At 61.5% G+C, this 20204-nt stretch carries 20 protein-coding genes; 9 read left to right on the top strand and 11 right to left on the bottom strand.

Annotation, left to right across the window (positions count from 1 at the left end; genetic code table 11):
- Window positions 1–10: 10 nt before the first annotated feature.
- Both QZ571_RS04315 and purF read left to right on the top strand, forming a co-directional pair.
- The gene (locus QZ571_RS04315; RefSeq protein ID WP_295532261.1) at window positions 11–625 is read left to right on the top strand and encodes a CvpA family protein; all 615 of its coding nucleotides are present in this window, start codon (window positions 11–13) and stop codon (window positions 623–625) included.
- A 107-nt stretch (window positions 626–732) separates the two neighbouring features.
- Window positions 733–2211: an amidophosphoribosyltransferase gene (purF, locus tag QZ571_RS04310; RefSeq protein WP_295532259.1), complete on the top strand. Its 1479-nt coding sequence runs from the start codon at window positions 733–735 to the stop codon at window positions 2209–2211.
- A gap of 149 nt (window positions 2212–2360) precedes the next feature.
- Here the strand turns inward: purF and QZ571_RS04305 are convergent, their stop codons facing one another.
- Genes QZ571_RS04305 through QZ571_RS04295 form a run of 3 tightly spaced genes read right to left on the bottom strand, consistent with a single transcriptional unit; the run spans window position 2361 to window position 3752 of the window.
- Window positions 2361–2759 (bottom strand): MliC family protein, encoded by a 399-nt coding sequence (locus QZ571_RS04305; protein ID WP_295532257.1) that lies wholly within the window; start codon window positions 2757–2759, stop codon window positions 2361–2363.
- Window positions 2756–3133, bottom strand: a complete 378-nt coding sequence (locus QZ571_RS04300; protein WP_295532256.1) for a cell division protein ZapA — start codon at window positions 3131–3133, stop codon at window positions 2756–2758. The genes QZ571_RS04305 and QZ571_RS04300 overlap by 4 nt, the downstream gene beginning before the upstream one ends.
- A complete protein-coding gene (locus QZ571_RS04295; protein ID WP_295532254.1) occupies window positions 3126–3752 on the bottom strand; it encodes a hypothetical protein in 627 nt (208 codons plus the stop codon). The genes QZ571_RS04300 and QZ571_RS04295 overlap by 8 nt, the downstream gene beginning before the upstream one ends.
- 196 nt (window positions 3753–3948) lie before the next feature.
- Between QZ571_RS04295 and tkt the strand changes: the two genes are divergently transcribed.
- From tkt to QZ571_RS04280, 3 genes are read left to right on the top strand one after another with little or no spacing between them, the layout of a single operon-like run.
- Complete coding sequence (tkt, locus tag QZ571_RS04290; protein ID WP_295532252.1) at window positions 3949–5967, top strand: transketolase; 2019 nt, start codon at window positions 3949–3951, stop codon at window positions 5965–5967.
- Window positions 5968–6008: 41 nt separating this feature from the next.
- Window positions 6009–6899, top strand: a complete 891-nt coding sequence (locus QZ571_RS04285; protein WP_295532250.1) for a DMT family transporter — start codon at window positions 6009–6011, stop codon at window positions 6897–6899.
- Entirely contained in the window at window positions 6896–7768 is an 873-nt protein-coding gene (locus tag QZ571_RS04280; RefSeq protein ID WP_295532248.1) for a lysophospholipid acyltransferase family protein, read from the top strand. Before QZ571_RS04285 ends, QZ571_RS04280 begins: the two co-directional genes overlap by 4 nt.
- A gap of 9 nt (window positions 7769–7777) precedes the next feature.
- Here the strand turns inward: QZ571_RS04280 and QZ571_RS04275 are convergent, their stop codons facing one another.
- The gene (locus QZ571_RS04275) at window positions 7778–8680 is read right to left on the bottom strand and encodes a thioredoxin family protein (RefSeq protein WP_295532246.1); all 903 of its coding nucleotides are present in this window, start codon (window positions 8678–8680) and stop codon (window positions 7778–7780) included.
- Window positions 8681–8957: 277 nt separating this feature from the next.
- Between QZ571_RS04275 and acnA the strand changes: the two genes are divergently transcribed.
- Complete coding sequence (gene acnA / locus QZ571_RS04270) at window positions 8958–11705, top strand: aconitate hydratase AcnA (protein ID WP_295532244.1); 2748 nt, start codon at window positions 8958–8960, stop codon at window positions 11703–11705.
- Between the two features lie 51 nt (window positions 11706–11756).
- Here acnA and QZ571_RS04265 read toward each other — a convergent pair whose 3' ends face one another.
- Complete coding sequence (locus tag QZ571_RS04265) at window positions 11757–12536, bottom strand: hypothetical protein (RefSeq protein WP_295532243.1); 780 nt, start codon at window positions 12534–12536, stop codon at window positions 11757–11759.
- A 72-nt stretch (window positions 12537–12608) separates the two neighbouring features.
- Window positions 12609–13409: a DUF3445 domain-containing protein gene (locus QZ571_RS04260; protein ID WP_295532241.1), complete on the bottom strand. Its 801-nt coding sequence runs from the start codon at window positions 13407–13409 to the stop codon at window positions 12609–12611.
- Window positions 13410–13523: 114 nt separating this feature from the next.
- Here QZ571_RS04260 and QZ571_RS04255 point away from each other — a divergent pair, with 114 nt between their 5' ends.
- Window positions 13524–13838, top strand: coding sequence for a TM2 domain-containing protein (locus QZ571_RS04255; protein WP_295532239.1), 315 nt, complete (start codon window positions 13524–13526; stop codon window positions 13836–13838).
- Here the strand turns inward: QZ571_RS04255 and QZ571_RS04250 are convergent.
- The 4 genes from QZ571_RS04250 to QZ571_RS04235 all read right to left on the bottom strand — a co-directional run bounded on the left by QZ571_RS04250 (window position 13835) and on the right by QZ571_RS04235 (window position 16632).
- On the bottom strand, window positions 13835–14593 hold the full coding sequence (locus QZ571_RS04250) for a hypothetical protein (RefSeq protein WP_295532237.1): 759 nt from the start codon (window positions 14591–14593) through the stop codon (window positions 13835–13837). The two genes, QZ571_RS04255 and QZ571_RS04250, sit on opposite strands and share 4 nt — an antisense overlap.
- 86 nt (window positions 14594–14679) lie before the next feature.
- Window positions 14680–15429, bottom strand: a complete 750-nt coding sequence (locus QZ571_RS04245; RefSeq protein ID WP_295532235.1) for a protein tyrosine phosphatase family protein — start codon at window positions 15427–15429, stop codon at window positions 14680–14682.
- 46 nt (window positions 15430–15475) lie between these two features.
- A complete protein-coding gene (locus QZ571_RS04240; RefSeq protein WP_295532233.1) occupies window positions 15476–16120 on the bottom strand; it encodes a DUF6691 family protein in 645 nt (214 codons plus the stop codon).
- Entirely contained in the window at window positions 16117–16632 is a 516-nt protein-coding gene (locus QZ571_RS04235) for a YeeE/YedE thiosulfate transporter family protein (protein WP_295532231.1), read from the bottom strand. Before QZ571_RS04235 ends, QZ571_RS04240 begins: the two co-directional genes overlap by 4 nt.
- Window positions 16633–16853: 221 nt before the next feature.
- Between QZ571_RS04235 and QZ571_RS04230 the strand changes: the two genes are divergently transcribed.
- The gene (locus QZ571_RS04230) at window positions 16854–18233 is read left to right on the top strand and encodes a DUF1800 domain-containing protein (protein ID WP_295532229.1); all 1380 of its coding nucleotides are present in this window, start codon (window positions 16854–16856) and stop codon (window positions 18231–18233) included.
- A 13-nt stretch (window positions 18234–18246) separates the two neighbouring features.
- Window positions 18247–19464: a DUF1501 domain-containing protein gene (locus QZ571_RS04225; RefSeq protein ID WP_295532227.1), complete on the top strand. Its 1218-nt coding sequence runs from the start codon at window positions 18247–18249 to the stop codon at window positions 19462–19464.
- An 81-nt stretch (window positions 19465–19545) separates the two neighbouring features.
- Here QZ571_RS04225 and QZ571_RS04220 read toward each other — a convergent pair whose 3' ends face one another.
- Window positions 19546–19749, bottom strand: coding sequence for a hypothetical protein (locus tag QZ571_RS04220; protein WP_295532225.1), 204 nt, complete (start codon window positions 19747–19749; stop codon window positions 19546–19548).
- Window positions 19750–20204 lie beyond the last annotated feature (455 nt).

Genomic DNA, 20204 nt, shown 5'->3' with positions numbered 1-20204 from the left:
AGGAGCGCAAATGGACGGGTTCACCATCGTTGATGCCATCGTGGCGATTGTCATCATTCTCTCGGCGATCCTCGCCTATTCCCGCGGTTTCGTGCGCGAAGGGCTGGCGATTGTCGGCTGGATCGCAGCAGCGGTCATCGCCTATGCCTTTGCCAATCAGGCCCGCCCGCTGGTGCAACAGATCCCGGGGCTCGACAAATTCATCGGCAATAGCTGCGAATTGGGCATGATCGGCGGCTTTGCGGTGGTGTTTGCCGTGGCTTTGGTGGTGTTTTCGATCCTCACGCCGCTGTTTGCCTCGGCGGTGCAACGCTCGGCCCTTGGCGGTCTCGATCAGGGGCTGGGGTTCCTGTTTGGCGTGCTGCGCGGCGTGATTTTGGTCGCCGTCGCCTTTGTCGTTTATGACCGCGTGATGGGCAATGACCCGGTGGCGATGGTCGATAATTCCCGCTCGGCCAAGGTGTTTGCGCGGATGTCAGGGCAGATGGATGAAACCATGCCCAGCGATGCGCCGGGCTGGATCGTGGCGCGCTATGAGGCGCTGGTGGCCACCTGCCCCGCCCCGCAAGGTGACGGCGCTGATCCTGCCCGTATTGATGAATTACCCAGCACTCCGGCGAATTGATGACGCCCGAATGACGGTTTTGATAGCGCGAGGGGTTAACACCTCTCGCGTTTCGCTTTAAACGGGCGACAACGCCCCTTCTTCCTGCGTTCATCGGAGCTGCCCCCATGTCCTGCCCCGCACCCGCCAAAACCCATTTCGCCGATCCCTTTGATGACGACAAGCTGCGTGAAGAATGCGGTGTGTTCGGCGTCGTTGGTGTCTCGGACGCGGCCAATTTCGTCGCCCTCGGCCTGCACGCGCTGCAACATCGCGGCCAAGAGGCAGGCGGTATCGTCGCCCATGACGCGGCCACCGGGTTCAACTCGGCCCATCGTTTCGGCTATGTACGCGACAATTTCACCAAATCGAGCTTGATGGAAACGCTGCCCGGCAATATCGCCATCGGCCATGTGCGCTATTCCACGGCTGGCTCCAAAGGGGCCGTGATCCGCGATATCCAGCCCTTCTTCGGCGAGTTCTCGATGGGCGGCTGTGCGGTGGCCCATAACGGCAATCTCACCAATGCCGACGCGCTACGCCGCGAGTTGATCGAGCGCGGCGCGATCTTTCAGTCCTCCTCGGATAGCGAATGCATCATTCACCTGATGGCGCGCTCGATCCAGCGCAAACATGCCGACCGGATCGCAGATGCGCTGCGCCGGGTTGAGGGCGCGTTCTCTATCGTGGCGATGACGCGCACCAAGCTGATCGGCGTGCGCGACCCGCTGGGCGTGCGCCCGTTGGTGCTGGGGAAGCTGGGCGAGAAGGGATATGTCCTGTCATCCGAAACCTGCGCACTCGACATCATCGGCGCCGAGTTCGTGCGCGAGATCGAGCCGGGCGAAATGGTCGTCATTCAGGACGGCAAGATCGACAGCTCGCGCCCCTTCGGGCCCTCCACGGGTCGCTTCTGCATCTTCGAGCATGTCTATTTCTCGCGCCCCGATTCCATCATCGGCGGGCGCTCGATCTATGAAACGCGTCACGATATCGGCATTGAACTGGCCCGCGAAGCCCCTGTCGATGCCGATCTGGTTTGCCCGGTCCCCGATAGCGGCACCCCGGCAGCGATCGGTTTCAGCCAAGAAAGCGGCATCCCCTTTGCCCTCGGGATCACGCGCAACCAATATATGGGCCGCACCTTCATCGAGCCGACCGAGCAGATCCGCAACATGGGCGTGCGCCTCAAGCTCAACGTCAACAAGGCTCTGATCAAGGGCAAGCGGGTGATCCTGGTTGATGACTCAGTCGTGCGCGGCACCACCTCGCGCAAAATCAAGGACATGATCCTCGATGCGGGCGCGAAAGAGGTGCATTTCCGTATCGCCTCCCCGCCCACCGCTTGGCCCTGTTTCTACGGCGTCGATACGCCCAATCGCGACAAGCTTCTGGCGGCCCAGATGACCGAAGAAGAAATGCGCGAATGGGTGGGCGTGGATTCGCTGAAATTCATCTCGCTCGACGGGCTTTACCGCGCCGTGGGCGAAGCTGGCGGGCGCAACAACGCTTGCCCGCAATATTGCGACGCCTGTTTCTCGGGCGAGTATCCGGTCACACCTTCGGATCAGATCGAGAAGGGTTTCGAGATGAAGGCCGCCGAGTAAGCCTTTCATCTAGCTAAAAATACTCCCGCCGGAGGCTCTGACGTTTGAGCCTTGCGGCGGGGTCATTTGATCGCGATAGGTTTTGGGCGTTCGCACCTTGCATGGCTCCACTGGAGCCCTGCATCCAGGGCGTTGCCCCGGATCGGTGCTCACTCCTCCTGACACCCGCTGAGTAGGCTTTGCGACTCGCCATCCTCGGAAATCCAATCCAGCGTCGCGCTTGAGCCTTTGGTCCACCAGACATAGCCCGCCTCGCCCTCGCCATCCTCGGCGTATTTCGCGCCGTCGGCCGAGCGGATATGGCTCATCACGACCATCCGCCCTTCCAGCATCAACACCACGCGCTGCGGATCGCTATCGTTGAGATAGGCGGCGGGGACACGTGCGCCGCGCTCACAGCTATAGATGCGCGTGATTACGCCATCTGCAGCCGAGGAATTGGTCAGCGGGGCCAGCTGCTCGGGCGCGGGCGCGGGCGCGTCGCTGGTGTCTTGCGCAAAAGCCGGTGCGGCCAGCAGCAGGCACAACGCGCAGGCAAACGCCCTCATGCTTGTTCCTCAACGCGATCGGCAAGGGCCTCGGCACGCGCGGCGATCTCGGCCAGTGTCTCGGTCACCTCCGAGGGCACCACGGCCACTTCGACGCGCGCAGGATTGGCCTGCAACTCGTCAATCTTGGCCTGCAATTCGCCCACCTTGTTTTGCGCCTCGCGCAGTTGATCATCAATCCCGGCTGCTTTGTCAGCCAGCATCAACCCGGCCATCAACAGCATCCGCGTCTCGGGCAGCCGCCCGATCTGGCCCAGCAAAACCTGCGCCTCATTGTCCAGCATCGCGGCCGCGGTGCGCAGGAAATGCTCTTCGCCCTGCTGGCAGGCCACCTGAAAATCACGGCCACCGATGGAAACGGTCAAGTCAGGCATCTTGCGACTCCTCTTCAGCCTGCGCGAGGATCGGGGCGAGCCCGTCAAGAATATCGCCCAACTCGTTGAATTCGCTGGCGCGCGCGGCGCGCAGGGCCGTCAACTCGGCCATCAAGGCTTCTTCTGAAAACGCCACGCCCTCATCCATCAGCTTGCGATTGGACGCGATCAGCGCGGTGTTCGCAGCCTTCAACGCAGCCACCTCTTTGAACGCGGCTTCCTGGGCGCGCACGGCGGCACCGTATTTGCGCTCCATCGCGTTCAGCGTGGTGTCCTGTTTTTCGCGGATCGCGCGCACGCGTTCAGAGAGCTGCGCATTGGCCTCGCGCTCGGCATCCAGCGCGGCCTGCATCTGTGCGAGGTCTGAACTGGGCGCCGCATCGGGCTCTTGCGGCCCGGCAAGCACCTCTGACTCAGGAGGCGCGGCGTCGGGGAGCGCGACCTCGGGCGGTGCCGTTTCGGGCGCTGCCATCTGTTCAAACGCCGCTTCTTGCAGGTGCTCTGGCTCGGCCTCTGGCTCGGCCGGCGCAACCCGCTTTTGTGCCAGCACCTCAACCCCGCGCCCGATCCTCTCAAGCGCAAAAGAGATGCGGCGTTCGTATTCGGCAATCTCGCTCATACGCGCCTCCTCATCGGTCTGCTGTCCCGCATTTGTCCCGAATCGCATTCGAGGGCAGGATTTTGCTCAGTTTAACCCTGTTGCATGAGCCAAGCCCACCCTTTTGCCTCAAGCACTTGTGGGCCAAGCTTGATCTTGCCCCGATCCCTGCTATCAGAGGGCCTAAATGCCCATCTGTTGCCTGAAAGGAACCGCCATGGAAATCGAAGAGCTGCGCAAGGCCCATCCCGAACATTGGAAACTGGCCTCGGCGATCCGCGCCCTCGCGATGGATGCGGTGCAAGCCGCCAATTCCGGGCATCCCGGCGCGCCGATGGGTCTGGCCGATGTTGCCACCGTGCTGTTCTCCAAGCACCTGAAATTTGACGCATCAGCCCCGAAATGGGCAGATCGTGACCGTTTCGTGCTGTCAGCGGGCCATGCCTCGATGCTGGTCTATGCGCTGTTGCATCTGTCGGGGGATCAACAAGTCACGCTCGAGCAGATCAAGAATTTCCGCCAGATGGGCGCGCTGACGGCGGGCCACCCGGAAAACTTCCTGCTCGACGCTGTGGAAACCACGACCGGTCCGCTGGGTCAGGGCATTGCGACCGCCGTGGGCATGGCAATCGCCGAGGAATCACTGCGCGCCCATTGGGGCAAAAAGCTTGTCGATCACCGCACTTGGGTGATCGTGGGCGATGGCTGCTTGATGGAAGGCATTTCCCAAGAAGCGATCGGTCTGGCGGGCATGCAAGAGCTGAACAATCTGATTGTGCTGTGGGACAACAACGACATCACCATCGACGGTCGCGTCTCGATGTCTGACAAGACCGATCAGCGCGCGCGCTTTGCCGCCTCGGGTTGGAGCGTGCTGCATTGCGACGGTCACGATCCGGTCGATATCGACCGTGCGCTGACTGCGGCCAAGAAAGCCAAGGGCCCGGTTCTGGTGGATTGCAAAACCATCATCGGCTTTGGCGCGCCCAATAAATCTGACAGCTACGCGGCGCATGGCTCGCCCCTCGGTGATGAGGAAATCGCGCGCACCAAGGCGATTTACGGTTGGAATCACGGCCCCTTCGAGATCCCCGCCGACATCAAATCGGCTTGGGAAGCGATTGGCAGCCGGGGCGCGACTGAGCGCGCCGAATGGGAAGAGCGGTTTGCGGCACTTTCCGACAACAAACGCGGGGAATTCACCCGCATCATGACCGGCACTGTCTCGAAAAAGCTGGTCGGCGCGATCCGCAATTTCAAGAAAGAGCAAGCCGAGGCCGCCCCCAAGGTCGCCACCCGCAAAGCCAGCGAGATGGTGTTGGGCGTGATCAACCCCGCCTGCCCCGAGACGCTGGGCGGCTCGGCTGATCTGACCGGCTCGAACCTGACGAAATCCAAGGAAATGTCGGTCTTCAACCCGGAGAACCGCAAAGGTCGCTACATCCATTACGGCATTCGTGAGCATGGCATGGCGGCGGCGATGAACGGCATGTTCCTGCATGGCGGCGTGCGCCCCTATGGCGGGACATTTTTCTGCTTTACCGATTACGCGCGCGGAGCGATGCGCCTGTCTGCACTGATGAAAGTGCCCACCGTTTACGTCATGACCCATGACAGCATCGGTCTGGGCGAAGATGGCCCGACCCACCAACCGGTCGAGCATCTCGCGATCTGCCGCGCCACGCCCAACACGCTGACCTTCCGCCCTGCCGATGTGGTGGAAACCGCCGAGGCGTGGGAAATCGCGATGAGCCAAGAGGGCACGCCCTCGATTCTGGCGCTGAGCCGGCAGAACCTGCCCACGCTGCGCACCGAATACAAACCGCAAAACCTGACGGCGAAAGGCGCTTATGTCATCGCCGAGGCCGAGGGCAAGCGTCAGGCGATCCTGATGGCCACCGGCTCCGAGGTGGAAATCGCGATGAAAGCGCGCGAGATCCTGCAAGCGCAGGCGATTGGCACGCGGGTCGTTTCGATGCCCTGCATGGAGCTGTTCGCCGCCCAAGACGAAAGCTATCGCAAGCGCATCTTGCCGCCCAATTCGGTGCGTGTCGCCGTTGAGGCCGCCGTGCGCCAGCCTTGGGATCGCTGGCTGCTGGGCGAGCGGGGCCGCGAGGCCAAGGCCGGGTTTGTCGGCATGGATCGCTTTGGCGCCTCTGCCCCGGCGGGTGAGCTGTATGAAAAATTCGGCATCACCCCCGAGGCTGTGGCCGACAAGGTCAAAGCCCTCCTCTGATGGCTCTGCCCACCATCAAGACCGTTTCGAGGGGGCCCGCCGTGGCCCCCTCTTTTCATCCCGACCGACCCGGTCTGGCGGTGGTCTTCATGCTGGGCGCGTTTTCGATGCTCACCCTGATGGATGCTTTCGCCAAGCTGCTGGGCCAGGGCTATCATCCGCTGCTGATCGTCTGGGCGCGTTTCGGGGTGAATGCGCTGGTACTGGGGGCGATTTTCGGGCGCTCGGTGCCGCGCCGGTTGCGCACCCGCCAGCCCGTATTGCAGGCCGGGCGCGCGCTGTTCCAGATGGGCGCGATCGTGTCGTTTTTCTTCGCGCTGCGCTATATCGGCTTGGCGCAGGCCACGGCCCTTGGTGATCTGAACCCGGTGATCGTGACGCTGGGGGCGGCGCTGTTTCTGGGCGAGCGGCTGGGCGTGCATCGCATCTTCGGGATCGCGGCTGCGTTCATTGGCGCGATGATCATCCTGCGTCCCGGCACCGGCATGTTTCACCCGGCAGCCCTACTGGCACTGCTGGCCGCATTCAGCTTTGCAGGCGCCGTTTTGCTCACACGGCAGGTGCGCGGCGATAGTGCGGCAACCTCGCAGCTTTGGTCCTCGTTGGTCGGGCTGGCGCTGTCCTCACTGGCCCTGCCCTTCATCTGGCAACCCATCGCTTGGGGAGATCTGTGGGTTTTCGCAGGCCTCGGGCTGGCGGGCAGCCTTAGCCAATTCCTGCTGATCCGGGCATTTTCGCTAGGCGAGGCGGGCACATTGGCCCCGTTTGGCTATTCGGGGCTGATCTTTGCCTCGTTCTGGGGCTGGCTGATGTTTGACCAACTGCCCGATAGCGCCACGATTCTGGGGGCGCTTGTGATCATCGGCGCGGGGCTTTATGTCTGGTCACGCGAGCGCCGCGCGGCGCGCCTTCCAACAGACAGCCCGCGATGAAAAACGACACGATTTCCCTTTCCGATCGCCTGTCCAACGCCGTTTTCGTGACGGTGATGAAGCTGGTGCAAATGCTGCCCTATGAGCGGCGCATCCCGCTGGCCGGGCGTTTGGTGGCGCGCGCCGCCCCCATGATCGGGTTTACCCGCCGGGTGCGCGAGAATTTGGCGCTGACCTGCCCCGATCTGCCCGAGGTCGAGGTCAAACGCCTTGAACGCGCGGTGCCTGACAATCTGGGCCGGATGCTGGCAGAGATCTATTCGGGCGAGGAATTTCTGGCCCGCGTGCGCGATCTGCCCATCGAAGGCCCCGGCGCCGAGGTCCTTGCGCGCGCCCATGCCGAGGGCCGCCCCGTGGTGCTGGCGGTGGGGCATTTTGGCAATTACGACGCTTGGCGCGGCGCGCTTGTGGCGCGTGGCTATCGGGTGGGTGCGATCTACCGCCCGATGAACAATGCCGCCTTTAACGCGCAATATGTCGCTGCGATCTCCGCCATTGCCGAGCCACTTTTCGCGCGCTCGCGGCGTGGGCTGGCCGAGATGATGAAATATCTGCGCGATGGCGGAATGGTGGCCTTCGGCTTTGATCAGTATTTCAAGCGCGGTGCGGATCTGACCTTTTTCGGCCAACCCGCACGCACGCCGCTGTCAGCGGCGGAAATGGCGCTCAAGATGAAGGCCGAGCTGATTCAAGTCTACGCGGTTCGTCAGCCTGACGGGCTGACCTTTCGCATCCTCGTTGACGCGCCTGTGCCCCATAGCGATGCCGAGACGATGACGCAGGCGCTCAACGACGCCCTTGAGGCGCGGGTGCGCGATCATATGGATCAGTGGTTCTGGATACATCGCCGCTGGAAGCAGCGCGGTTAACGGTCAGGCTTACTCAAGGCGACCCGCGGCCAGAATTTTGCCCGGCAGCGGCACGCCCTGCCCTGGTTGGGCCGCTTGCACTATCACCACGCCCGGATCAGCGCCATCCAGATCAACCTTGATCCGGGTCGGCGTCTTGCCGTCCCATTCCGCCACCGCATGCCATTCGGTCACGATGTTGCGGTAATCAATCGTCTGGCCTGCGTTTTCACCGCGCAAGATAGCGATGCGCGCCTCGGGCATGTAGCGCACGATTTGCACCACAGCGGGCGCGCTGAGCGGTGGGTCCGCCGAAAGCAACACCTCATAGTCGCCGTCTGCGCCGCTGATTTTCAAATGAACCGGCTGGCGCACGGCGCTTTGCTGGGCAATCGCAACTTTCAATTCGTCTTTTTGCACGCCAACCAGCGCCGTCGTGCCGCCCACAATCATTTGCGGCGTGTAGACGGTGCGCTCTCGGGCGGCGCGAGCATAGGCTTTTTGGCGCGCGGTGAATTCGGCTTTGCCAAAGGGATCTTTCCAGCCCAGATAATCCCAGTAATCGACATGCAGCGCGAGCGCGATCACGTCATCGCGATCGGCATATGTCTCAAACAGCGCATCTGCGGGCGGGCAAGATGAACAGCCCTGCGAGGTGAACAGTTCAACCACGATCGGGTCATGCGCGGGCGTATCGTCGCTAGGCGACACTTGTCCCGCCATTGAGCGCACCAACGCATCCGCAGCGTTGCGCCGCATTCCCGGTGGGGCATCGGGCTTGATGAGCGGCGTCTCGGCAGGCTTGGCTGTGGGCGCGGATTGGGGTGCGCTTGGCGCGCTGTCTTGCGCAAAAACGGTTTCTGGCAGCCAAAAGCTACCCAATGCCAAACCAAGGCAGACCGTCACCGAAGCGCTGATACCTGCGCGTGCCATTGAAACCCTTCCAAACTCTCGTCCTTATATCTAGCGTTGACGACCACACCAGAGCCAATCAAGGTTTTGCGAGAATTCGTTGCGTAACTGTTGCGCAGGGTGCCCCCCCCCCGCGCGCGGACGAACTTGCAGACCTTGGCACCCTTTGCGGACCAAATTCGCCGTCTTTGTGTGCAACGGTATACAAAAAGTAGCACGCGCCTCTTGAACGCGCGCCCCGCTTGGGGCAAACACTGTCTCAGCGACACCCTTAGGACCCATGAAGGGAGGCCATCTCATGCCCATCGTCACCGGTAAAGACTCTGCCAAGACCCGCCGCGAGCTAAGCGTCGGCTCCAAGACATTCACCTATTATTCGATCCCCGCCGCCACCGAGGCCGGTCTGGGCGAATTCACCAAACTCCCCGCCTCTCTCAAAGTGGTGCTGGAAAACCTGCTGCGCTTTGAGGATGACGGGTTCACCGTCTCGCTTGAAGACATCAAGGCGTTTGGCGAATGGGCCAAGCAAGGCGGCAAGAACCCGCGCGAGATCGCCTATCGCCCGGCGCGTGTTCTGATGCAGGATTTCACCGGCGTTCCCGCCGTTGTGGACCTCGCGGCCATGCGCGACGGCATCAAGGGCCTTGGCGGCGATGCGCAAAAGATCAACCCGCTGGTGCCTGTCGATCTGGTGATCGACCACTCGGTGATGATCGACGAATTCGGCAACCCGCGCGCCTTCCAGATGAACGTGGATCGCGAATACGAGCGCAATATCGAGCGCTACCAGTTCCTCAAATGGGGCCAGACCGCGTTTGAAAACTTCCGCGTGGTGCCGCCGGGCACCGGCATCTGCCACCAGGTGAACCTGGAATATCTGGCCCAAACCGTTTGGACCGACAAGGATCAGACCGGCGCTCAGATCGCCTATCCCGATACGCTGGTGGGCACCGATTCCCACACCACCATGGTCAACGGCGCGGCCGTTCTGGGCTGGGGCGTTGGCGGGATCGAGGCCGAGGCCGGGATGCTGGGTCAACCGATCTCGATGCTGATCCCCGAGGTCGTGGGCTTCAAGCTGACGGGCGCGATGGTCGAAGGCACCACCGGCACCGACCTAGTGCTCAAAGTCGTCGAAATGCTGCGCGCCCATGGCGTGGTTGGCAAATTCGTCGAATTCTACGGCGAAGGTCTGGATCATCTGCCGCTGGCACAGCGTGCCACGATCGCCAACATGGCACCGGAATATGGCGCAACTTGCGGCTTCTTCCCGGTTGATGACGAAACCTTGCGCTATCTGGAACAAACCGGTCGCGACAAGGACCGCATCGCGCTGGTCGAAGCCTATGCCAAGGCCAACGGCATGTGGCGTGGGGCCGATTACGCGCCGATCTATTCGTCGACGCTGGAACTCGACATGGGCACGATTGTGCCTGCGATCTCGGGCCCCAAACGCCCGCAAGATTACCTGCCGCTGACCACCGCTGCTGCGGCGTTCGCGAACGTAATCAACGAGTTCCGCGGCAAGGACGACTCGGAGGCGGCACATGACATGGCGGCTGAGGGTCCGATTCCAACCAAAACGATCAAAGCCAAGTCCGCCAAGGTCGCGGGCGAAGATTACGAGCTGCACGACGGTTCGGTCGTGATCGCCTCGATCACGTCCTGCACCAACACCTCCAACCCCTATGTGATGATCGCTGCCGGTCTGGTGGCGCGCAAAGCCCGCGCTCTGGGTCTGAACCGCAAGCCTTGGGTGAAAACTTCGCTCGCACCCGGGTCGCAGGTCGTGTCGGAATATCTTGAGGCCGCAAACCTGCAAGAAGATCTTGACGCGGTGGGCTTTGACCTTGTGGGGTATGGCTGCACCACCTGTATCGGCAACTCCGGCCCGCTGCAGCCCGAGATCTCCAAGGCGATCAACGACAATGACCTGATCGCAACCTCGGTTCTGTCGGGCAACCGCAACTTTGAAGGGCGCATCAGCCCCGATGTGCGCGCCAACTACCTCGCTTCGCCCCCCCTTGTGGTGGCCTATGCGCTGGCCGGTGACATGAATATCGACATCACCTCGCAGCCGCTGGCGCAAACCCCCGATGGCAAGGATGTCTATCTCAAGGACATCTGGCCGACCGACAAGGAAATCGCCGATCTGGTCCAAAAGGTCGTCACCCGCGACAAGTTCATCGACAAATACGCCGATGTCTTCAAAGGCGACGAGAAATGGCAGGCCGTGGACGTGTCAGGGGGCGAGACCTATGACTGGCCGCCGACCTCGACCTACATCCAGAACCCGCCCTATTTCCGGGGCATGTCGCCCGAGGCTGGCGTGATCTCGGATGTCAAAGGTGCGGGCATTCTCGCCGTGCTGGGCGATTTCGTGACCACCGACCACATCTCGCCGGCAGGCTCGTTCAAACCCGATACGCCTGCGGGCAAATATCTGGTCGAGCGTCAGGTCGCACCGAAAGACTTCAACTCCTACGGCTCGCGTCGTGGCAACCACGAAGTCATGATGCGCGGCACCTTCGCCAATATCCGCATCAAGAACGAGATGCTCGATGGTGTCGAGGGCGGCTATACCAAGGGCCCCGATGGCAAGCAGACCTCGATCTACGACGCCGCGATGGCCTATGCCGAGCAAGGCAAGCCGCTGGTGATCTTTGGTGGCGAACAGTATGGCGCGGGCTCGTCGCGTGACTGGGCGGCCAAGGGCACCAACCTGCTGGGCGTCAAGGCCGTGATCGCGGAAAGCTTTGAGCGTATCCACCGCTCGAACCTTGTTGGCATGGGCGTGATCCCGTTCGAGTTCACCGAAGGCCAGACCCGCAAGGATCTGAACCTGACGGGCGCGGAAGAGGTCACGATCACTGGGCTCGAAGGCGATATCAAACCGCAGTCGATCGTGCCCTGCACCATCACCTACGCGGACGGCTCGACCAAAGAGATCAAGCTGAAAAGCCGGATCGATACCGCGGTCGAGATCGAATACCTGCGCAATGGCGGCGTGCTGCAATATGTGCTGCGCAATCTGGCCAAAGCCTGATTTCAGCGTTGAGAGAATTGGAAAGGCCCCGCATTCGCGGGGCCTTTTTGATTACTCAGCGCGATCGCAGATAATGTCTGCCCAATGCCGATTCACCGAGAGTGCGATCGAAACCAGCACATACCCCCAGCCGACAAACGGAATCATCCGCAAGGACAGTGCCGCAAGCAGCTTGGAAAAGGCTTTTTTGCCGGCCTTTTCGATGAACATTTCGAGGAAGGTCTTTTCGCCAAACAATGTCAGGAGTTTCTTGCAGCCGTCAAAAAATCGTTCGATATCCTTTTTCTTGACTGCATCGGCCATGTCATCCATCGACTGCTCGCCGCCGATCGCCTTCAGCACTTCCTCGATTATCTCCGACTCATCAAGAAGCCCAAGCGCGTCCAGGAAAATCTCCCAAGCGGTTCTTGCTGCCGCGGGACAGGTTGTCTTTGATGGGATCTGTTCGATGGGGATCGCCACCACCTGATCTGGACTTGGGATCGGTGCGATACCAGCCAGAAGCATAGCATCATAGAGCGTCTCTTGGCCTTCTATGACGAACGGGCGCAACTCCTCGGCAGGAATCTCGACTGCGGCATCAGCAAGCTGGCGTCGCCCTTGGAAATCGGTGTCCTGCCAAGCCTTTGCGGTTTGCGCGTTGATCGGGAACGAAGCCTCTGCCACATTTGCAGCAAGCGTATCTGCAATGGAGCGCGAGGCGTCGAGGGCGGCTTTGAAACGCTCGAAATCTTGGGCGAATGCGACGCCGGGAAATATCCCTGTGGCCAGTGGGGCGAGCAGGGCCGTGCCCAAGACTTTGCGGCGACAAAATACGGGGGAAGCAATCATCTCTCAAACTCCGAACAGCCATAAATGAAGCTCTTCGGGTAAGGATGACACAGGATGACCTTACGTCAACAATTAATCCGCCAAGCGGATCGGGAACTCCGCCAGCAATGCGGCCTGCTCCGCGCTCAGCGCTTCGGTGCGCACGATTTGGGTGTGGATCGAAAACACCACCGCGCGGGTTTGTGGCAAGCGCACAAGGCCCTGTCGCTCCACCCGGATGAATTTAGAGGCCGCGTTTCCATGGTCATATTCGTATTCCGAGCGCGGATCGGCGAGAAACGCATCGGAATGAGACGCCGTGCCGCGCATCAGCCCGCGCCCCGGCTGCACCCCATCCATCAGGCGTTGCACCCGCGCGCCCAGATCGTCGGTGTAAATCTCGATCGGTTTGTGGATGCGCATCATCGCGCGGCCAAATTTCTCGGTCAGCCGCCAGCCAGAGGGGAAACACAGCACGCCGCCAGTCAGCACATGTTCGCCCTGCCCCGTGCCCTCAGGATCGGCTTGCAGAAGGCACAGATCCTCTTGCACCAGCCGCCCCAGCGTCATCAACGGCTGCGTTGGATCAAGCGCCACGACGCGCCCATCGGGGCACATAGCCTGCGTGTCTTGCAGATCAAAGCCAAGACTGGGCAGGATGCCCAAGATCATCTGATAGAGCTCAGCGGCGGCGGGTTCGGCACTTGGGGCCAGCGCATGTACCTGATCGGGCGTCTCATTCAGCAGCCGTTCGCGCAGCGCCATTTGCGCGCCATAGGCGCTGTCGACCTCTAGCCAATTCTCCGGGTCTAACGGCACCACGCCGGGCAGCCGCCGAGTGCGCGCCTCCATCCAGGGCGCAAAGCTGAGCGATGTTTGCAAGATCGGTTCCATCGCGCCAACCTGCCGTGCAATGCGCGCCCTCGCAAGTCGCGTTTTTGCAATTGCGGGCTTGCACCGCGCGTAACACCCCCCATATCGGGATCAGACAATGTAACGAGGCTTAACATGACCCGAGACGACACCCGCGCACTTTATATCGAACAGCGCATCGCCAATGAAAAGAAATCGGCGCTGGCCGCCTATGCGATCTGGTTCTTCCTGCCGATGCTGGGCGTGCACCGGATGTATCTGGGGCGCGTCGGCTCGGGCGTGATCATGCTGCTGATGACCGGGATTGGCACATTGCTGGCGCCGATCCTGATTGGCTATGTCCCGCTGGCGCTGGTCGGGCTGTGGTGGCTGATCGATGCGCTGCTGATCCCCGGCATGATCAGCCAAAGCATGGCCGAGACCCGCTGGCGCTTGATGCAGGAAAGCTAAAGATCGAGTTCGGCCTCGATCGCGGCGATTTGGGCATGGGTGTCGATGGCCAGCTCAGAGATATTCTGCAAGCCGCGATCTTCGAGCACGGCACTGTCGGGATGGCTGTCGAGCCAAGCCTGAATGCGACTGTCGCGCGCCTCTAAGAGCGCCTCGAATTGCGGGCGATAGAGGCTGACCATCGCGCTAAGCCACAGGTTCACGGCCCAGTTCGGATGCGCCAGTTCAATCGCGAAATGGTCCAAGAGACGGATCATGTCAGAGGCACGATAAAACGTCTCGTCGGTCACCCAGCGATTGGTGGTGAAAATCCGCAACGGCGTGCCTTTGGCGTTTACGCTGATCGCACCGAAATGGGCAAATCGCGCGCCCGTATCATCTGGCGCATCGGCGGGAATTCTCGCGCCGGGCAAATCCCAAGGCGTAAGGTTCAGGCCCAACGCGTCAGGGCGCACGAACAGATGAAAATGCCCGTTTTCGCTGCTGAGCATCTCATCGGCGGCATGGGCGTGATAGAAATACTGGCAATGGGTTTCGGGGTCAAAAATGTCGCCCTTGGGATAGCGCTCCCATGTGGTGAAGGTGCCCTGATCGCGCAGCACTTCGGACAGCACGCTCATGCCCGATTTGCGCAGCACGGTTTCGCACTCGATCACTGTCTCGGCGGCGTCATGCATTTCTTCAAGGCGCCCGCGCGGCAGCTTTCTCAGCACGGGCGGTGCGATTTCAGCGCCAGAGCGCGCAATTTGACCCATACTAACCCCTCACTCGACTGCAGCAGGTCTTATAAAAGCGGGACCGGCCAACCGACCGGTCCCGTTCATTTCACTACACCACCAGATCAGAGCGGCGGCAAGCCCAGGTCGACACGCACCTGCGCCTCGCGCGAGGTCTTGAGACCGACCTGACGGCCCTCTTCGATTGCGATCTCGGCGGGCACGCCCTTGGAGGCGCGATACAGCGCCCACATCGCGCCGACGCGGTTGGCGCTCTCGCAATGCAACAAGATCGGGTAATTCGCCGGATCATCCGCAATCTTGGCGAATTCCGCGACCTGATCGGCAGTCGGTGCTTTGGTCGGAACGGCCATATGGATGTAATTCATCCCCGCCGTCTTGACCAAATCGCCTTCGTTGGGCGCGCCCTCATCGGGCTTGAGCAGGCTCACAACGGTCTTGAAGCCCATCATCTTGAGCATCGGGATCCCGGTCGGGTCAATAAAACCACCCGTGCCGATATAGGGCGAGGCACGCAGGTAATTCACCACGATATTGGGCATCTCGTTGCCATAGGGGGCCTGCGCGGCCTTGACCGTTGTGTCAAAGGGGCCTTTGGCCATCGGTGCCGCATCGGCGGCTGTTGCGGCTGCCGCACCCGGCGCACAGGGGTTGGCCGCTGCTGCGCCCGGTGCGCAAGGGTTGGCAGGCACTGCCGCCGGGGCGCAAGGATTGACCACTGCGGCGGGCGCACAGGGGTTGGTGGCCTGCGCCGAAGCTGCCATCGGCAGTGCGGCGCTCATCGCCAGCGCCGTCATCGGCACCATTGCTGCGCGCAGCAGGCTTTTACGAGTCTTGGTCTTTCTCAGTTTCATCAGTCTTTCCTCCCTCAAAAAATCGTCAAATCACGTTGGCCACAGGTCACGCTTGGCGCGTGGCTGCGGTCATGGTCAGGTCATCGGCCTCGTCATCGGGTGCACAGACCTCCTCGGACGTCAGCGGGCCGCCACGTGCGCGCTCCATCATCGTGCCAAGCCGGAAACCGATTGCGGCCAAAACCACCAGCACCAGCAGAACCACCCATTCGGGCAGGCCGAACAGCTGCGGCAAGGTTTGCGCCGCCGGACCCTGACCGGCCATATAAAAGCCCATCAGCGGCTCATACACCCAAGCGAAAGCCGAGGTGCCAATCACCATGCCCACGGCGAAAACCACCGCGTCGATGCGCCCCGAGGCCACGCCAACCACCGAGGTGCCCGGGCAATAGCCCCCAAGTGCGAACCCGGCCCCGATCAGCAGACCACCCGCAAGGATCGCCCAGAAGAACATTGTCGGAATGAACACCGCATTGCCCGCCATCAGCCCCATCGAGCGCAGGATATACAGCCCGATTGCCGACACCAGAACGGCAGTGAACATCACCTTGAACACCGAGAAATCCCGCAGCGAAAACTGCGCCGTCAGCTTGCGCGCGCTGCCAAAACCGGCGGCCTCAAGCGCGTAGCCAAACAGCACACCCGACAGCAAACCTGAGGCCACGCCGCCATCATAAAACGGAATACTCATTGCCAGACCCTCCGCATGAGAAAGGACACGGCAAAGCCTGCCGCGAAAAATCCGATCAGGAACACGAAACCTGCCACGGCAAGCGTCGCGCCGCCCGACAGCCCCACACCCGAGGTGCAGCCGCGCGCCAGACGCGCGCCAAAGCCCACCAGCGCGCCCCCGATCAGCGCATACATCAAGCGATTGCCGCTGGACGTCGAAGGCCCGCGCTCCACCTTGACCGAAATCCGCCCGGCCCCTTTGGCGCCCAGAAACGCGCCGATCAGCACGCCCACGACTTCCCAGGTGATCCAGGACATCAGCGGATTGCCCGCCTTCATGAACGGCCCGAAATAGGCGTTCTCTGCGGTCGCGGTTGGGGCGACCCATTCATTGGCTTGCGCTGCGAATCGCGTCACGAAACCAGAAGCTCCCAGCCCGTGGCCGGTAATGATAAAGGTCAGCAAAAGCGCTAAACCCAGCACAATTCCCGCTGAAAGCGGTGACCAAAATGGCTTTGGAGCGTCTCTCATGGCAGTCTCCCTTTCTCCCATGCCGATATATTCAAACATGATGATACAAGAAGATGTGATGCAAGCAACGGATTTACTCGCCGCAGCGCAGCATCTCACCCGACTGGCACATTACTGCGAGACCGCATCGCGCCCGCTAGGCAAGCCCTCGCGGGGGGCGTATCTTGATCCCTCTGGTCCCGGGACAGCGCCCGCGACATCCTCGCGAAAAGGTGACCAAGATGGCCGGGGCGGAAAACATCTCGACAATCGCGGCGATCCGCTTTGGCTATGGGTTGTCGCCCGACCAGCCTGCGCCACGCGATGCGCAGGCGCTGCTAAGCCAGCTTGATGAACCTGATAGCGCCGCAGCGCGCTGGCCGCTGCGTGGAACGGAATTTATGCGCCAACAAATGCGCGATATGTATGCGGCGCAGAAGGCCCAGCGTGAGGGCGATCCGACCCCCCAGACCCGGATCAGAGCCACGAGAGATATTCTCAATACGCAGGTGCTGAACGGGTTGCGCGCCCAGCTTGCCCGCGCCAGCCTGTCGCCTCAGGGGTTTCGCGAACGGCTGCCCTATTTCTGGTGCGATCACTTCACTGTGACCGCAAAGAACACCGTCACTGCCACTGCGCCCGATGCCTTTGCCAAAGAAGCGATTCGCCCCCATCTGACGGGCACATTCGCGCAAATGCTGCGCGCTGCCGTGACCCATCCGGCGATGTTGATGTATCTCGATCAAACCCGCTCGATCGGGCCACAAAGCGCCTTTGCCCAAAAGCACAAAAAAGTCGGGCTGAATGAAAATCTGGGGAGAGAGGTGTTAGAGTTGCACACTCTGGGCGTCTCGGCCCCCTATACGCAAACGGATGTGCGCGAGTTTTCCAAGCTATTGACCGGACTGGGGTTCAACGCGCAACAGGGCTTTGCCTTTCATCCAAATTGGGCGCAACCGGGGGCCGAACTGGTGCTGGGGCGGCATTATGGCGGTGAAACCCCGGCCAAGCTTAGCGACATTTACGCAGCCCTTGACGATATCGCACTCAGCCCGGCCACGGCGCATCATCTGGCCCATAAGCTGGCAGTGCATTTCGTGGCCGATCAGCCCGATCCAGACCTCGTTGCCCATATCGCCTCGGCCTATAGCGCCCATAATAGCGACCTGCGCGCCACCTACGCGGCGATGCTCGAGCATCCCGCTGCGTGGGTGCCACTTGGGGGCAAGGCACGCCAGCCGTGGGATTTCATCGCCGCCAGCCTGCGCGCCATCAATCCCCCCGCCGCCTTGATTGACAGCCTCGACGACAAAAAGACTCGCTCGCGGTTTTACGCCCCGCTCAGAGCGATGGGGCAATCCTATCACAAGCCCCTTGGTCCGAATGGCTGGGCCGAAGACGCCACCGCGTGGATCACCCCGCAAGCGCTGGCCACACGGATCAACTGGTCGATGCGCATGGCGGCCCTTCACGAACGCCACCTGCCCGATCCGCGCCAGTTCGTCCAGACCGCCTTGGGCGATGCGGCAAGCCCAACCTTGGTGCAAGCCGCCGCGCGCGCCGAAAGCAAACGCGAGGGGATCGGACTGGTCCTTGCCTCGGCCAATTTCAACCGCCGCTAGAGGGGTCCTCGCGATGACACACCCACCTGTCCGCCCGATCTCTCGCCGCCTGTTTTTGCGCTCCGCCTCGCTGATCGGCTGCTCGGCCGCCGCATGGCCCCTGCTCAGCCCCGTGACCTTTGCCTCTGCCCCCGGAGATGAGCGCCTTGTGGTCATCATTTTGCGCGGCGCGATGGACGGGCTGGATGTGGTGCGCCCGATCGGCGACCCCGATTACGCCACCTACCGCAAACCCAGCCTGACCGACGGCAAGACCGGCCCCGCGCTGAATGATTTTTATGCGCTCCACCCGGCGATGTCCGATTTGATGCCGCTGTGGACCGCGGGCGAGCTGGGCTTTGCCCATGCCGTCGCCACGCCCTATCGCGACAAGCGCAGCCATTTTGACGGGCAGGACATTCTTGAGGCGGGCACGGGGCTGGATGTGCTTGAACCGCAGGTGCGCGATGGCTGGCTCAACCGGATGCTGCAAGCGGTGCCCGATCTGAAATCTGACACCGCCTATGCGGTCGGGCGCGATGAGATGAAGGTGATCGAGGGGCCCGCCCCGTCGATGAGCTGGGCCCCCAAAACACAGCTTCGCATCAGCGACCAAAGCCAGCGCCTGCTCGAGCGCGTCTATGAAGAGGACCCGCTGTTTCACGCAGCCGCCCAAGAGGCGCTGGAGATTTCCGCGCGTCTGGAGGCCGAGAAAACGGCTGAAAAGAACGGCATGGCACGCCTGCCCAAGATCAAGGGACAGGGCGCTGATCTGGCCGCCTTTGCCGCGGCCCGGCTGCGCGAAGACACCCGGATCGCCACCTTCTCGATTGGCGGCTGGGATACCCATCGCAACCAGCGCAATGTGCTGGCCGGGCGGCTGAGCGATCTGACGGGCGCAATCCTTGCGCTGAAATCCGGGCTGGGCCGCGACTGGGGGAAAACGACGGTGCTCGCGATGACGGAGTTCGGCCGCACCGCGCGCGAAAACGGCACCGCTGGAACCGATCACGGCACCGGAGGCGCGCTAATCATGGCGGGCGGAGCCATTCGCGGCGGGCGCGTCTATGGCCACTGGCCCGGTCTGGCCGATCACGCGCTATTTGAGCAACGCGACCTGATGCCCACCGCCGATGTGCGCGCCTATGCCGCTTGGGCGATGCGCGGCATGTTCGGCTTTGAGAAGGGGCTGCTGGAAAGCACCGTCTTCCCGCGCCTGGATATGGGGGACGATCCTAGGATCATCGCGTGAGGGGGGCAGAGCTGCGGGATTGGCGCGAGATCTTCTGGGGTTGGTTTGCGGACAAAACAAACCTAAATCCTAAACGACCCATCAGCCTTCAAATGACATGTGTGCTCTACTTAGTGTTTGAATGAGCCCCTCGAAGAAACCTGTTGAGGTGACGTGTATTAGGCCTTCAGGTTCAGCGATGTCGCCTTCATCAAAGAAGAAGTCACCCGGTTGCTTTATTGTAAATGGCAAATTGGGTGTCTTGAGCAGTTCCTCGTAACTTGAACCCTGCCCGTGTTTCAGCACGTTCACCGCCAAGTAATATTACCAGACATCGTTCGCGAGTTCAGTCTGACCGACTTTGGTTAGGTGTGCCTTCAACTGCTTGAAGAACGGGCCCCTTGGGAACTGGGGCTGCAGCCGCGCCTCAAAGAGAGAAAAGACACCGACGGCAGCAACTTCAATCTGAACAGTCGCCATTCGTAGGCCATTCACAAAAACTGTTTGCCCGCCTTGTTCGTCCATTAGCTTGTGTAATTCTCAAACGTCCTCGTAGAATTTTCGTGCTGTTACTTCAGCCGCTGCGAGTAGTAACGGCACACCATCTATTGCTCCCATCGAGTATCTCCTAGACCGTACGGTTTCATGAGATTGAGCCAGCACTAAGAGTGTCAGTAAGAGTGTAGAACCTCAAACAGGGCTCCAAGCCGACTATCGCCACGACGGGGACGCGCCCGCTCGCGCGCCCCGGTTTCGTGCCC

Source organism: uncultured Thioclava sp. (assembly GCF_913064665.1).
GTDB lineage: Bacteria > Pseudomonadota > Alphaproteobacteria > Rhodobacterales > Rhodobacteraceae > Thioclava > Thioclava arctica.
This window is presented reverse-complemented; position numbering and strand designations above follow the sequence as displayed.

What these genes read in the sequence shown, in the direction of transcription:
- QZ571_RS04315 (WP_295532261.1), top strand. Translation starts at nt 11, where the DNA reads ATGGACGGGTTCACCATCGTTGATGCCATCGTGGCGATTGTCATCATT.
- purF (WP_295532259.1), top strand. Translation starts at nt 733, where the DNA reads ATGTCCTGCCCCGCACCCGCCAAAACCCATTTCGCCGATCCCTTTGAT.
- QZ571_RS04305 (WP_295532257.1), bottom strand. Translation starts at nt 2,759, where the DNA reads ATGAGGGCGTTTGCCTGCGCGTTGTGCCTGCTGCTGGCCGCACCGGCT.
- QZ571_RS04300 (WP_295532256.1), bottom strand. Translation starts at nt 3,133, where the DNA reads ATGCCTGACTTGACCGTTTCCATCGGTGGCCGTGATTTTCAGGTGGCC.
- QZ571_RS04295 (WP_295532254.1), bottom strand. Translation starts at nt 3,752, where the DNA reads ATGAGCGAGATTGCCGAATACGAACGCCGCATCTCTTTTGCGCTTGAG.
- tkt (WP_295532252.1), top strand. Translation starts at nt 3,949, where the DNA reads ATGGAAATCGAAGAGCTGCGCAAGGCCCATCCCGAACATTGGAAACTG.
- QZ571_RS04280 (WP_295532248.1), top strand. Translation starts at nt 6,896, where the DNA reads ATGAAAAACGACACGATTTCCCTTTCCGATCGCCTGTCCAACGCCGTT.
- QZ571_RS04275 (WP_295532246.1), bottom strand. Translation starts at nt 8,680, where the DNA reads ATGGCACGCGCAGGTATCAGCGCTTCGGTGACGGTCTGCCTTGGTTTG.
- acnA (WP_295532244.1), top strand. Translation starts at nt 8,958, where the DNA reads ATGCCCATCGTCACCGGTAAAGACTCTGCCAAGACCCGCCGCGAGCTA.
- QZ571_RS04265 (WP_295532243.1), bottom strand. Translation starts at nt 12,536, where the DNA reads ATGATTGCTTCCCCCGTATTTTGTCGCCGCAAAGTCTTGGGCACGGCC.
- QZ571_RS04260 (WP_295532241.1), bottom strand. Translation starts at nt 13,409, where the DNA reads ATGGAACCGATCTTGCAAACATCGCTCAGCTTTGCGCCCTGGATGGAG.
- QZ571_RS04255 (WP_295532239.1), top strand. Translation starts at nt 13,524, where the DNA reads ATGACCCGAGACGACACCCGCGCACTTTATATCGAACAGCGCATCGCC.
- QZ571_RS04250 (WP_295532237.1), bottom strand. Translation starts at nt 14,593, where the DNA reads ATGGGTCAAATTGCGCGCTCTGGCGCTGAAATCGCACCGCCCGTGCTG.
- QZ571_RS04245 (WP_295532235.1), bottom strand. Translation starts at nt 15,429, where the DNA reads ATGAAACTGAGAAAGACCAAGACTCGTAAAAGCCTGCTGCGCGCAGCA.
- QZ571_RS04240 (WP_295532233.1), bottom strand. Translation starts at nt 16,120, where the DNA reads ATGAGTATTCCGTTTTATGATGGCGGCGTGGCCTCAGGTTTGCTGTCG.
- QZ571_RS04235 (WP_295532231.1), bottom strand. Translation starts at nt 16,632, where the DNA reads ATGAGAGACGCTCCAAAGCCATTTTGGTCACCGCTTTCAGCGGGAATT.
- QZ571_RS04230 (WP_295532229.1), top strand. Translation starts at nt 16,854, where the DNA reads ATGGCCGGGGCGGAAAACATCTCGACAATCGCGGCGATCCGCTTTGGC.
- QZ571_RS04225 (WP_295532227.1), top strand. Translation starts at nt 18,247, where the DNA reads ATGACACACCCACCTGTCCGCCCGATCTCTCGCCGCCTGTTTTTGCGC.